The sequence below is a fragment of the Tepidiphilus olei genome (assembly GCF_006980705.1).
Classification (GTDB): domain Bacteria; phylum Pseudomonadota; class Gammaproteobacteria; order Burkholderiales; family Rhodocyclaceae; genus Tepidiphilus; species Tepidiphilus olei.
Window position 1 is genome coordinate 1 of sequence record NZ_SBHO01000016.1, and the last position, 12,781, is coordinate 12,781.

The 12,781-nt window shown below is 60.7% G+C and carries 14 protein-coding genes and 1 pseudogene; 11 read left to right on the forward strand and 4 right to left on the reverse strand.

Features of this window, described 5'->3' with window-relative positions; genetic code table 11:
- A partial coding sequence (locus EPD80_RS11140; protein WP_142811800.1) for a glycosyltransferase occupies positions 1–1,051 on the forward strand: 1,051 nt, incomplete at its 5' end.
- A 48-nt stretch (positions 1,052–1,099) separates the two neighbouring features.
- Here EPD80_RS11140 and EPD80_RS11145 read toward each other — a convergent pair.
- The gene (locus EPD80_RS11145) at positions 1,100–2,803 is read right to left on the reverse strand and encodes a DUF4214 domain-containing protein (protein ID WP_142811802.1); all 1,704 of its coding nucleotides are present in this window, start codon (positions 2,801–2,803) and stop codon (positions 1,100–1,102) included.
- Positions 2,804–3,089: 286 nt separating this feature from the next.
- Between EPD80_RS11145 and EPD80_RS11150 the strand changes: the two genes are divergently transcribed.
- From EPD80_RS11150 to EPD80_RS11170, 5 genes are all read left to right on the forward strand, one after another.
- Positions 3,090–6,929: a hypothetical protein gene (locus tag EPD80_RS11150; protein ID WP_142811804.1), complete on the forward strand. Its 3,840-nt coding sequence runs from the start codon at positions 3,090–3,092 to the stop codon at positions 6,927–6,929.
- Between the two features lie 502 nt (positions 6,930–7,431).
- Positions 7,432–7,773 (forward strand): type II toxin-antitoxin system RelE/ParE family toxin, encoded by a 342-nt coding sequence (locus EPD80_RS11155; protein WP_142811806.1) that lies wholly within the window; start codon positions 7,432–7,434, stop codon positions 7,771–7,773.
- A 3-nt stretch (positions 7,774–7,776) separates the two neighbouring features.
- A complete protein-coding gene (locus tag EPD80_RS11160) occupies positions 7,777–8,097 on the forward strand; it encodes a helix-turn-helix domain-containing transcriptional regulator (protein ID WP_142811809.1) in 321 nt (106 codons plus the stop codon).
- Positions 8,098–8,183: 86 nt separating this feature from the next.
- Positions 8,184–8,477 carry a DUF4160 domain-containing protein gene (locus tag EPD80_RS11165; protein WP_185957773.1) on the forward strand — a complete coding sequence of 98 codons (294 nt, stop codon included), beginning with the start codon at positions 8,184–8,186 and terminating at the stop codon, positions 8,475–8,477.
- On the forward strand, positions 8,474–8,950 hold the full coding sequence (locus tag EPD80_RS11170) for a DUF2442 domain-containing protein (protein WP_221928979.1): 477 nt from the start codon (positions 8,474–8,476) through the stop codon (positions 8,948–8,950). Before EPD80_RS11165 ends, EPD80_RS11170 begins: the two co-directional genes overlap by 4 nt.
- 144 nt (positions 8,951–9,094) lie before the next feature.
- Here EPD80_RS11170 and EPD80_RS11175 read toward each other — a convergent pair whose 3' ends face one another.
- Both EPD80_RS11175 and EPD80_RS11180 read right to left on the reverse strand, forming a co-directional pair.
- Positions 9,095–9,607: a type II toxin-antitoxin system YhaV family toxin gene (locus EPD80_RS11175; protein WP_142811815.1), complete on the reverse strand. Its 513-nt coding sequence runs from the start codon at positions 9,605–9,607 to the stop codon at positions 9,095–9,097.
- The gene (locus EPD80_RS11180; RefSeq protein WP_142811817.1) at positions 9,604–9,924 is read right to left on the reverse strand and encodes a type II toxin-antitoxin system PrlF family antitoxin; all 321 of its coding nucleotides are present in this window, start codon (positions 9,922–9,924) and stop codon (positions 9,604–9,606) included. Before EPD80_RS11180 ends, EPD80_RS11175 begins: the two co-directional genes overlap by 4 nt.
- A gap of 332 nt (positions 9,925–10,256) precedes the next feature.
- On the opposite strand from EPD80_RS11180, the gene EPD80_RS11185 reads away from it, so the two are divergent.
- From EPD80_RS11185 to EPD80_RS11205, 5 genes are all read left to right on the forward strand, one after another.
- Positions 10,257–10,451 carry a type II toxin-antitoxin system HicA family toxin gene (locus EPD80_RS11185; RefSeq protein ID WP_142811819.1) on the forward strand — a complete coding sequence of 65 codons (195 nt, stop codon included), beginning with the start codon at positions 10,257–10,259 and terminating at the stop codon, positions 10,449–10,451.
- Between the two features lies 1 nt (position 10,452).
- Positions 10,453–10,665, forward strand: a complete 213-nt coding sequence (locus tag EPD80_RS11190) for a type II toxin-antitoxin system HicB family antitoxin (RefSeq protein WP_142811821.1) — start codon at positions 10,453–10,455, stop codon at positions 10,663–10,665.
- Between the two features lie 205 nt (positions 10,666–10,870).
- Positions 10,871–11,170 (forward strand): type II toxin-antitoxin system RelE/ParE family toxin, encoded by a 300-nt coding sequence (locus tag EPD80_RS11610; RefSeq protein WP_390613126.1) that lies wholly within the window; start codon positions 10,871–10,873, stop codon positions 11,168–11,170.
- Complete coding sequence (locus tag EPD80_RS11200; protein WP_142811824.1) at positions 11,160–11,492, forward strand: helix-turn-helix domain-containing protein; 333 nt, start codon at positions 11,160–11,162, stop codon at positions 11,490–11,492. The genes EPD80_RS11610 and EPD80_RS11200 overlap by 11 nt, the downstream gene beginning before the upstream one ends.
- Positions 11,493–11,884: 392 nt before the next feature.
- On the forward strand, positions 11,885–12,550 hold the full coding sequence (locus tag EPD80_RS11205) for a hypothetical protein (protein ID WP_142811826.1): 666 nt from the start codon (positions 11,885–11,887) through the stop codon (positions 12,548–12,550).
- Between the two features lie 19 nt (positions 12,551–12,569).
- On the opposite strand, the pseudogene EPD80_RS11210 reads toward EPD80_RS11205, so the two are convergent.
- Positions 12,570–12,781 (reverse strand): annotated as a pseudogene (locus tag EPD80_RS11210) (PIN domain-containing protein); the annotation flags it as partial.

Consider the following 12,781-nt stretch of genomic DNA (forward strand, 5'->3'; position numbering starts at 1 on the left):
CCAGACCCGCCTGCTCGCCCCCGGCTACCGCGAAACCCTCCTCCCCGCCCCCGCCCCCCTCGGCGACGCCGCTCAAACCCTCGAACGCACCCTCGGCCTCTCCGCCTGGGACCTCGCCGTCCTACAGCACGCCCCCCAGGAACCCTCCCTGCGTCAAACGCTGGCCGAACGGCTCGACGGCATCGACTTCGTCGTCTGCGCCCACCCCTACCTCTACCCCCTCCTCGACGGCCTCTGGCACGGCCCCCTCCTCTACGACGCCCACAACGTCGAGCGCGACCTCAAAGCCGCCATGCTCCCCGACATTCCAGAAACCCACGCCCTACTGAGTGCGCTCGAAGCCGCCGAAGGCACCCTCGCCCGCCGCGCCCGCCTCGTGCTCGCCTGCAGCGCCGAAGACGCCGAGCGCCTCGCCGCCCTCTACCGCCTCGACTCCACCGCCCTCACCCTCGTCCCCAACGGCGTCGCCCCCGACCCCCACCTGCCGCTCACCCCCGCTGAGCGCCAAGCCCTGCGCGAACGCCTCGGCCTCGCCGAAGCGCGCCTCGCCCTCTTCCTCGGCAGCCACCATCTCCCCAACGTTCAGGCCGTGCAACACCTCCACGCCCTCGCCCCCGCCTGCCCCCACTGGACCTTCGTGGTGGTAGGCAGCGTCACCCGCGACCCCGCCCTCGCCCACCCCCCGGCCAATGTGCTCCACACCGGCCCCGTGCCCGAGCGCGAAAAACGCCTGTGGCTCGCCATCGCCGACCTCGCCGTCAACCCCATGACGAGCGGCGGCGGCACCAACCTCAAGCTCCCCGAATACGCCGCCGCCGGCCTGCCCATCCTCACCACCCCCTTCGGCCGCCGCGGCCAACCCCTCGAACCCGGCGAACACTGCCTCGAAGCCCCGCTCGATGCCTTCCCCCGAATCCTCGCCCAGCTCCCCCTGCCCGACGAACTCGCCGCCCTCGCTCGCCGCGCCCGCGCGCGCGTGCTCGAACGGCTCGACTGGCGCGTGGTGGCCCAACACGCATGGGAAGCGATCCAAGCAAAACTGACCCCATGAAAAAAGGGGCCTCGCGGCCCCTTTTTCAACAACTAAAACCGATCGAGATCAAGCATCCAGCGTCCCATACGCATTGATGGTCACCAGACCCGACGCATCCTTCGTGGTATAGCTATTGGCCACCCCCACGATCTGCACGTCGCCCTGGGTCCAATCGAGCGGCGTCACCGTCGCCTTGTAAGAAGTCACGGCATTGAACCCATACGCGCTCACGTCCAGATCAGTTTCACGATAATCGCTCGCCAAGTTCGGGCTCACCACCGCCTCCGGGCGCAAAGTCATCAAAACATTACTACCGTCCATTGCCCCGAGCGTGCCATTTTTCAGCACCGCCTGATCGAAATACACCGTCCCGCCCGAGCGCGTCGACACCTTGGTCACGTCCTCGATCACGGGAACGCCTTTCGCAACGTCCACCGTCACCGTAACGGAATCACCATACAAAGTCAGCATCGAACCATCTGCAGTTATATTATACAGATTGAAATTCTTGGACGACCACTCGCCCGCCCACTGCAGATCCGAGGTCAGCTGCATGAGCCGCCCGCCTTCGATCACCCAGACGCTCCCATCGGACGTCACCGCCATATCCCGCATCCACGAGCTCGTTTGCACCGTCTTCACCAGATTGAGGTTCGCATCGAATTTCTCCAACACATAGTTACCCGAACGAACCACCACCGAATTGTCCGGCAACACCGCCACCTGATCGAAGCTCTCGTTCGAATTGAGCACGTTGGGATTATCTACACGTCTTTGAGCGAACACCGTCATGTCCGGATTGAGCGCCACGATGTAAGCATCTCGTGCATCGGCCACCGCATTCTGGTAGCCCACCGCCACGATCTTTCCATCGGGCCGCACGGCCACGTCGTTGATCCGTTCGTCGGTACCGGTCGCGCCGATCGTCACCGTGCCCACCGAGTTCAGGTTTGCATCCAGCTTGGAGATGAACTCTTTCTGCTCTCCCGACACGTACTGATAGCCCGTCACCACCACGCCGCCATCGCCCGTCGGCGCCACGGTACGCCCATACTGATCGTTCACGTCTCCCAGCCACACCGTTTTCTGCACGCTCAACCCCGGATCGAGCTTGGCCACCCATACATCGTTGCCACGCCCGCTCTGCCATCCCGCGTAAGCATCTCCCACGATGAACACCGCGGTTCCATCGAACGTCATATCATCGACATAAACGTTCAATTTGGCCCACACATCGTCATGGATCTGGGCAATGAGCGCATCGACCTTGGCCTGAGCCGAGGTCACGTCCGTATTCGCATCCACCTGGGCGAGCAGCGCGCGCGCCGCCTGCGCATCGTCGTCTCCCATGTAGCTGTAATCCGCCCCCCGCTCATGCAGCCGCTGCGTGAAGAGGTTGGCCACCGCCACCTTGGCATCGATGATCGCCTTGTCCGAACCCTGTGCCCCGTTGAGCACATCGAGCGCGATCGACTGCAGGCTCATTTCCTTCTTCTCGAGCTTGCCCACGTAATAATCCCAACCACTCGGATCCGGATCGCGCCCGAAGAGCTGCTGATAGATCTTCTGCACCATCGTCCGGTAATCCGCCCCCGCGTATAGGCTCTGCGACTCCACCGAATTGCCGAACCCCTGGATGATGCCTGAAAGATTGCCTCCATTTTGCGCCAGCGCCTGCGACCAGTACGTCATTCCCGCCCAGTCCCCAGGCCGTCCGTAGTAGGCAATGTACGCCTTTTGCACCTCATCCCAATAAGCCGATTGCGCCATCGCAGTCTCCTTTTACGGGTAAAAAAACGTATATCGTATATATGGTAACATGATTCACGGCCTGCAACTCCGACCAAATCTGTTGCATTGATGCCACACCCACCCTCCCCACCACCACACACGACCACAAAGATGCTATATTTCCGCCGCAGTGGCGGTGCCGAATCTTGACTTGACCGGTACCTTCGCATAGCATCTCCAGCATGGCCATGGTCCGGTCCCATACCAGCGGCGTGGTCTGTATTTGGAGCTGGATTTTTTCGATAACCACCCCAGGAGCACCAAGATGGCATATACTGATTACATCAACACCGTCCAGTCGATCTACATCGCCTACTATCAGCGCCCGGCCGATCCCGGCGGCCTGCGCTACTGGGCCGAGCGGCTGGACAAAGCGGGAGGCAACCTCGACGCGATCATCGACGAGTTTTCCACCTCCGAAGAATCCGCGGCGCTTTATACGCAAACCGACCCGCTCGAGCTGGTCAACTCCGTCTATCAGGCCCTCTTCGGCCGTGACGCCGACGGCGGCGCCGACAACTTCTACGTCCAGGCCCTCCAGGCCGGCGAGTACCCCGATGGCCGCCCCGCCACCCTGGGCCGCGTCGCCCTCGACGTGCTCAATGGCGCCCAAAACGACGACGCCGTCGCCATCGCGAACAAGCTCGTCGCCGCCAACCGCTTCACCGAAGCGGTCGATGGCCGCGCGCTCACCGATCCCGACTTCGGCACCGGTACCAAGTTCGCCGTCACCTACGAGGGGGACGACGATGCGGCCGCCGCGCGCGATTTCCTCAAGACGGTGACGTCCTCGCCAGCCACGCTGCCGAGCACGAGCGACGTGGTGATCTACGTGCAGACCCACATCGCCGATCCCGGCGATCCCATCGAACAAGTGGCGAGCGGGAAGATCTTCACGCTCACTACTGATCCGGAACAAAAGATCGGCACCGACGGCAACGACGTCTTCAACGGCACCGACAAAACCCTCCTGCTCGACGTGCTCGATGGCGGCAAGGGGACCGACACGCTGAACTACAACGACACCTCGGGTGGTAAAAACATCAATGAGCTGGGTCTTTCCCTGACCAGCATCGAAACCATTAACGTTCGCTCGGTAGACGAAGCCAAAGTCACCACCACCGGCTTTACGGGCGTCAATGACGTGAACGTTCTGACCGCGCAGAGCGCCACAGTCGAGGCCGCCGATACCACCAATGTCTCGGTTTCCGGCGTCACCGGCAACATCAGCATCGACGGCGGCAAGAACGTTACCGTCACCGACGCCACCAAAGACAACAGCATCACCATCGGCGCGACTACGGCCCCTGCCGGCGCCATCACCGTCACCGACAGCAACCAGGGCGAGGGCACGATCGCCATCGACGGCGGCACCGATGTCACCGTCACGGCGTCGTCCAAGACTGATAGCGGCGCCATCACAATCGGTGAGCACACCGCCCCCACCGGCGCCGTTTCTGTGACCAGCAACCTCAGCAGCGACGGTACTGCGCCGATTAGCCAGGATGACATCACCATCAAGGGCGGCAAGACCGTCACGGTCAACTCCAACCTGACCGTCAACGCAACAAAGGTTGCAACCAATACCCACATCTTCGGCGACGTGGCCGTCAACTCCGACGGCAACACCACCGACGTCACCGTGACGCAAAAGGCTACGGTCACCGAATTCACCAAGCCCGGCACGCCGATGGTTCCGGCCACCCAGACCCTCACCTTCAAGCCCATGGCGAAGGGCGACACGGTAACCGTCGCTGGCCTCACCTTCACGGCCACCAGGGCGCTGACCGCCGAGCAGGTCGCAGCCGCATTTGCCAACTTGACGGCCGGCGGCGACACGCAAACCCCCGGCGGCCCGACGGCGAACGGCTACTACACCGGCACGCTGTCTTCTAGCTGGACGAGCGGCCCCGCGAGCGGCAATACCGTCGTGTTTACGGCGGCAGCACATAACACGGGCGAAATGACCGTGACAGAAGGTACCGTTGATCCGACCTCTACCTATGTCGCCGGTACGGAAGGCAGTCCGGCCGTAACGTCCACCAACACCGTCACCTACGGCGCCGTCACCATCAATGACAAATCGGGCGCCGCCAGCATCAAAACCATCACCCTCGACGGCTATGGCAGCGCCACGCTGGGAAGTAGCGGCTCGCTCGACGCTCTGACCACGCTGAACCTGGCCAATTCCCATGGCACTGCGACGGTCAAAACGTCCGCCGCCACCCTCGGTCTGACGGTCAACAATATTCAAAACGCGGTCACCTTGACCGATACCAGCCTCAAGACCCTCAAGGTCACCGCCACCGGCGCCGATTCGGCCTTTGCTCTGAGCGCGGACGCCGAAACGCTGGCCGTGTCCGGCGACAAGATGCTCGACATCCACGACGGTTCAAGCCTGAACCACCTGAAAACCGTCACCGTCAGCGGTTCTGCCGGTCTGAACATCGATGCCAGCGGCTCGACCGTGACCTCGGTCAACACCACCGGCACCACCGGCACGGTCATCGCCAAGATCGACGCGTCCAAGGCCACCTACACCGGCGGCGACGGCGTGGATAACGTGACCTTGACCAGCGCGACCGTGGCGAAGAACATCACGCTGGGCGGCGGCGATGACCAACTCACCCTGGCAAGCGGCACGAATAGCGTCACCAATATTACCGCCACCATCGACGGCGGCACGGGGACCAACACCCTGGCGATGGACGCTGCCGACGCCGAAGCCCTGTCCGCCACCAGCGCCTTCAACGCCAAGATCGCCAACTTCCAGAAGCTGAGCCTGGGGCAAGTGGCAAGCGGTGTTCAAAATACGGTCAACCTCGCCAACATGGACGACATCAAGTATGTCATCTCGGCAGGTACGGCGGATACGGCGCAGGAAGCAACGATTGTCTTGACTGCAGCGGAGGAGGGTGAGAATGCGGGCTTTGCAAACGGTGCCATTATTTCGGTCAAGATTAATGGCGTGACCTTCAGCTATACCGTGTCTGGCGGGGCTAAGACTCTCAATCAAATCGGTGGTGCACTGGCTAATGCAATCAACGAGGATACCCTCTACGATGCGACTTACACTGATGGTACTAACACCATTGTCATTACCGCAGCCGATCCGGGCCGTGCCTTCGTCGTGAGCGACTACAGTTTCACCTCCGACGAGAACGACGAATTAATCACCGCCGCCATCACGCAAACCACCAAGTCCCAACTCACCCTGACCAACATGCTCGACGGCGGCACGCTGGAACTGACGGGCGCAGGTACAGGCGCCGTGGTTGTCATGAAGGACGCCACCGGCGACGCTGACAGCTTTAACATCATTACTAAGGTTGCTTCTGACGACCTGATTCATGGCACCGTCACAGTGGCCGGCGTCGAGACCATCAACATCACCGCAACGGATACGGTACCTGTTGTGTTGGGCAATGCTTCGATTCAGACCTCGACGCTGTATCTGAATGCCGATGCTGCCACTAAGGTGAATGTCACCGGCAACGCCAACCTGGATCTGCGTCTACAGAACAGCCCGGAAGTAACCCTGGTGGACGCTTCCAAAGGCTTCTCGGGCGAGCTTACCTTCATCGCCTCGTTGAACGACCTGGTGGTCAAGGGCGGCACGGGCGCGGATCACCTGACGGCCAATGCCGATGGCGTCAAGCTCTATGGCGGCGACGGCGACGACATCCTGACGGTCACAGCCGGCGCGGATACGGTCCGTCTGAACGGTGGTTCGGGTAACGACACCTTCGTCATCGCCGGCGCCGCAAGCACGCTGAACACCTATGTCGTGATCGAAGGCGTGAATGCTGGCGACGTGATCGACATGAACCTGGTCGGCGGCAACAGCTTCAAGCAGTCTAAGATCGTTTTGAGCGAAGGCGCCGACGAAACCCTGCTGGCTTATGCCAACAAAGCGATGGCCGATCTGGCTGCTGGCGAGATCGGCTGGTTCCAGCGCGGAAACAACACCTTCATCGTCCTCGATGCGGGTGATGACAGCACGTCGTCCTTTGTCGAAGGTGAAGACGTCATTGTCATGATCACCGGTCTGGTCGATCTTTCGAAGGCGTCCTTCAACACTTCTGGCCTCTTGGAAATCGCCTGATTTCCCTCAGCCCCCGCCCCGGCGGGCGGCTGATGCCGTAAGACCTTCCCCCCGTCCTTCGCAAGAGGGGCGGGGGATTTTCCTCAAGGGTCCCGGGCGCGGGGTCTTTGCGGAAGATGCCCAGACATTCACGAACGTCAAGCTCTGCGCGGCGCAATGCCCCTACTCACCTACCAGATCATCGTGCACCTGGCGTGATGAAAGGACACCCCCTTTCTTTTGGGTGATCGACGTGGTCGGGCTGCCGGATGCGGGCATGAATGTGCTGTGGGTGGGGTGAGACATGACATCAAAGAAACCAGATCCCGCCCAAATAAAAACAAAGGGACACCCACTTAGTTAACGTACCCACTTAGTTAACGTAACGCCTCATTCCGACACCCGCCACCCCATTTCGTCTTGTGACGTTTTGACGTTGACGCCCTTCCCCCCCTGGCGCCACCAAGTGGCAGCCTTTGCCACGACTGACAAAGATGGGAACTTACGTGTTACCATTTAGTCACTGAGTTACCAAGTCCAAGAGCTACTCCTGCCCGATGGCCGCAGCCCTTACGCGGCGTGGTTTGCCACGCTTGATCCGGTGGCTGCTGCCAAGGTCCGTGTGGCCGTTGCGCGGATGGAACAGGGCAATTTATCCAACGTGGAGTGGTTCCGGGGCATCGGCGAGTACAAGATCGACTGGGGGCCGGGTTACCGCATCTACCTGGCCAAAGACGGCTTGAAGCTCATTGTCCTGCTCGGCGGCGGCAGCAAGAAGCGACAACAGAAAGACATCGATGAGGCGCTGGCCTTGTGGGAGGACTACAAGCGCCGCAAGACACTCCATCCGCAAAAAGGAGCGTGAACCATGGCACTGACTCGTGATTTCAAAGAAACCGTGGCAGCCCGCGTGCAGAGCGACCCGACTTTTGCCCAGGCGCTGCTCGACGAGGCGATCACCCTGTTCATCAATGGCGAGCCCGAGACCGCCAAACTCATCCTGCGCGATCTGGTCAATGCGACGATCGGATTCGAATCCCTGGCCGAAGAGATTCACAAGCCGGCCAAGAGCCTTCATCGGATGCTGTCGGCCTCGGGCAATCCCACCATGAGCAATCTCTCAGCGATCTTCGCCGCCATCAAGCGCGCGCTGAATGTGGAAGTCCGCACCCGCGTCGTCATGGCATGACAAGAACAACAAGGAACAACAACAAGAAACAAGAAAGGGACACCCGCCAAGAAAGGAGAAAACAAAGGGACACCCAGTGCGCCGGGATGAAGCCGGCAGAAGATTGGAGGAATCTTGACTTTGTGCCTTGCCTGCACGACACTGATCCCATGCCGACGCTTTGCCGCCTCGCGCATTTGAGCATTCGCATCAATGTGCCCGACCATCGCCCACCGCATGTGCATGTGGTGTTGCCCGACCGGCGTGATGCGCTCGTCTTTCTTGACACGCTCGAGGTCATGAGCCGTACAGTACGTCCGGTCGAAATCGCCGAGGCGCTCGTCTGGATCAAGAAGCATCGTGACGAAGCAAGGCAACGTTTCGAGGAATGGAACCCATGATCCACGATCCCCAGCACACGATCACCGCGCTCAGCGCCAAGCCGCCGAGCACGCTCGAATTGCATTTCGCCGATGGCTTGAGCGCCACGGTCGATCTCGGCGACTGGATCGCCCGCTATCCGGTGCTCGCACCACTCGCCGACCCCGATCTCTTCGTCCAGGCAAAGCTCGACGCCCGCGGCGGCTACGTCGTCTGGCGCGAAGATGCGCTGGAATTGGCTGCCGACAACCTGCGCAACCTCGCCATCGAACAATCCGGCGGCATCGGTCCCGAGCGGTTATGGCGCTGGATGGATCGCAACCAGCTCACCCGGCGCCAGGCCGCTGAAGCCCTCGGGCTGAGCGTGCGCACGCTTGGCGGCTATCTCTCCGGCGCCCGTCCCATCCCCAAGACCGTGTGGCTCGCCTGCCTGGGGTGGGAATCCAGCCGTACCTCGCCGCAACAGGATGAATCCGAGCACGTGTTCGGTTGAGCGGAATAAGGGCATTGAGCAAGCCCAAGAAGCAAAGGCCCGACCGCGTTGGAAACCGCCAGCAAGCCCTTCTGCGGGCCTGTGAGCGCTTGCAACGCAGCTAAAAACTCAAGACGAAGCGTGACGAAGCGCACCTTGCGCCAATCACTGCGCTGCTGCCGCCCTTGCCAATGATTCCTGCATCCGCTGCGATGCGCTGCGCGCCTCAGCCAGGAGCTGATCCCAATCGTCAGGAGGATGCCCGCTTTCCAGCATTCTGCGAAACACCCGGTACGCGTCGTCACTGCGCTCATAGGCGCGCTTGGTGTCTTCGTCATTCACCCAGGCGTAGACGATCACCTTGGCTTGTGCGTGGTAGCGGAAGAACAGTCGGTACTGCTGGAAGAACTTGGCCCGAAACCAGTGTTTGTGATCGTCACCGAGCGTGCCGCCTTGTCGGTACTCCGGTCGCGTCGGATCGTGCGGGATGATGTCGAACGCCAGCTTGGTGATCGCGGCCAGTCGCTTGCTGGCATTCTTCTTGACATACCCGCTAGGATCCTTCTGCTTCAGCGTCTCGACTTGCCTCGTCAGCGCTTCGATCTGATCCAGGAACAGGGGATGGGCAAAAATCGTCCAGCCATGAATGACCAGGGGTGCGGGATTCCCAGCGCTCATTCATCGTCTGCCGACAGGGGGGCATCGAGATCGACTTCGACGTCGCCGACCAGCGACCGGAGTCGTTGGACGAGGCCGGCATCTATAGCGTGCAGCCGCTCGGGATGGCGAGCGATGTCGGCGGCCAGGAAACCAAGGAACTGTCCGAGCACCGGATCGTCCCCCTCGGCGCGCGTCAGCACCACCTCGCCGTTGGGACGAATGGTGTAGTGGATCTTGTCGCGCTTGCCCAGCTTGAGGGCACGACGCACCGTTTCCGGCACCGTGGTCTGATAGCGATCGGTGAGTGTGGATTCGACTTCGATGGTCGCGGCCATGGCAGTTCCCAGCAGCTCTTGGGTGACGCTTGAATGGTAATGCAGTTACATTACCCTGTCAATGCGATTGCATTGCAGAAAAACACTCAAAGGCACTTTCTTACTCGACGAGCTTGGCTACCCTTGACACTTGGGCGCGCGACAGCAAGCCCTTCCAAGAAGAACAAAGGGAAACATAGAACAAAAAACAAAGAAAGGGACACCCACTTAGTTAACGCACTTAGTTAACGTAACGCCTCATTGCCACCATCACGAAAAAGCGCCAACCAAGCACCACCCAAAGAGCGTCATCCCACAAAAACGGCCTGCGTCTCCAGGATAAAATACCGTTCATGAAAGTCATAAAACTGATTGCGCTGCTTGAAGGCGACGGCTGGATTCAGGTACGACAAAAGGGCAGTCACTGCCAGTTTCGCCACCCAACCAAGCCGGGTACGGTGACCGTTGCCGGCAAGCCAAGCGCCGACATCCCGCCCGGCACGCTTGCCAGCGTGCTCAAGCAAGCCGGTCTGACTCTAGGAGAATGAGATGCGCTACATGGTCATCATCGAACGCGGTCCACAGGGCTACGGCGCCTACGTTCCCGACCTGCCGGGTTGCATCGCCGCTGCCGACACCGAGGAAGAAGTGCGCCACCTCATCCAGGAAGCCATCGAATTCCATCTCCAAGGGCTCAAGGAAGCAGGACAAGAAATCCCCGCCCCTCGATCCTACGGCGAATTCGTTGAAATCCCAGCCTGAGCACCGAGCGATTGAGTGCGAAAAACAAAAACGTAACGCCTCTTCCGTCTTGACGCATTCATCCCCCTTGCCTACACTGCCTGCATGAGCCCTGCCGGAGTCGCCCTCTCGCCTCACTCTTCGCCCTCTCTGGTACCCGTCTTCTGCTCGACTCCGCTTCTAGCGTATAATTCACGACGTGGTCTTCATTGAACTTCCTATCTTCGTGCGCTGCGCCCGAGATCTTTTCTCGGACGACGAGCTATGTGCTCTGGAGATAACCTTGTTGGAAAATCCGACCGCCGGCGATCTGATTCCTGGCGGTCGTGGTCTTCGCAAACTGCGTGTGCCGCTGGCCGGAAGAGGGAAACGAAGCGGGGCCAGAGTAATCTACTACCACTGGGCCAGTCATGACTGGTGCTACTTGATCTACGCCTACGCAAAAAATGTAACTACCGACTTGACCAAGGATCAGCTCCGGCGCCTCGCCGATGTGATCGATGCGGAGCTCAGTCATGGACGATAAGCACTTTGATGAACTGCTGGAGAGCATTCGCGACATGGGTCGCCACATGCGTGGCGAATCGCTCCCAGGCGCGATGCTGCGCGAGTTTCCGGAACCTGACGTCAAGGCCATCCGCGAACGCGTTGGTTTGAGCCAAACCCGCTTTGCCTATCTGATCGGAGTCAAGCTCAAGACACTGCAGAACTGGGAGCAACACCGCGTTCGTCCGTCGGGTCCGGCCCGCGCGCTGCTCAAGATCGTCGAGGCAAACCCCGACGTTCTGACAACCTTATACCCACAGCCGTCGCCGGGGCAAGCAACGCCAAAATCCCCTCGTGCCTGAGGAAGAGATATTCTTATCACGAACAAACAACGCAAACAAACAAAGGCGCAAACAAACAAAGGGACACCCAGTGCGCCGCGACGAAGCCAAGCCGGCAGAAGATTGGAGGCAAAGCCCGGCAGCGGCTTCTGAGGGTTTGGCTACCCTTGCTTTTCCCGCCCGCAAGCCCTTCTACGGGCCTGACAACGCTTGCAGCGCGAGAACAAACAAGAACAAACAAAGGGACACCCATTTAGTTAAACAAAGGGGTCAGAGCTTGCTACCCATGCCCACCATCAGCATGTTCTACGGCATCATCGTCGAATGAAGGGACACCCACTTTTTTGGGTGATCGACGTGGTCGGGCTGCCGGATGCGGCGATAGCGGGGATGAATGTGCTGTGGGTGGGGTGATGTCTAAGGCCAGCAAATACGATCCCGCCCTGGTTGCCATCCTGGTCAACCTGGTCAACCGAGAGCTCAGCCGCCTGTCGAGCCAAGTCAAAACGCTGGAAAAGGTGCTGCGCGCGCCGTATTCCGACAAAGAGCACCAGCGCTTGCTCACGCTGGCAGCCAACTGGCGCGCACTGCTGGCGTTTGACGATGGTGCGCCGAAGCTGGCCGACGCACTGGAAGCCTTTGCTGCCGCCTACCAGCAGCGCTCACCCGATCTGGAACGACTGCACGACGAAGTGGTTTTCCAGGCCGGCGTCTACCGAATGGGCCACTGGCATCTGGTCAAGCATTTCATCCCCGGCGTCACCGACTGCCTGGACGACTTCGGCAACGTCCTGCCCAAGTACCGTCACGCCTTCAAACGCCGCTACGAGGCTGCCGGCAACCTCAGTGTCGAAGCCCAGTCGCAGCTGCTCAAGGCGCAGTACGCGCTGATCCCCAACCGCCGAGATCCCTACCGGTACGAAGAGATGAAGCGGCAAGGGCTGGTCACCGCCGACGGCATTGTGCCGATGGGCGTGAAGGAAGCGTTGGCGCTGATCGAGCGGGAAGAGGCGCAGGCCGCGCAACCAGCCAAGCGCGGTGTCGTGGCGTGGGTGGCGGATCGGTTGAGGCGGCGGTGACTGCCGGGCTCGCGCCGGATTATCGGCGTCGGCGGCGGTGAGCGGGTAGCCAGTCGGCGAACTCGGCCACCGTGAGGATGGGAATATGAAACTGGTCTCTGACCGCCTGAAGGTCGCTGTCGCCACTGACCAGTGCATCAGCCTGAGCCACGGCGGCGAGCGCCAGGAAGATCACATCGTCGGGATCACGAATCTCCGGCAGCCCCCCGGGCCTTGCCTCGACCTTAACGG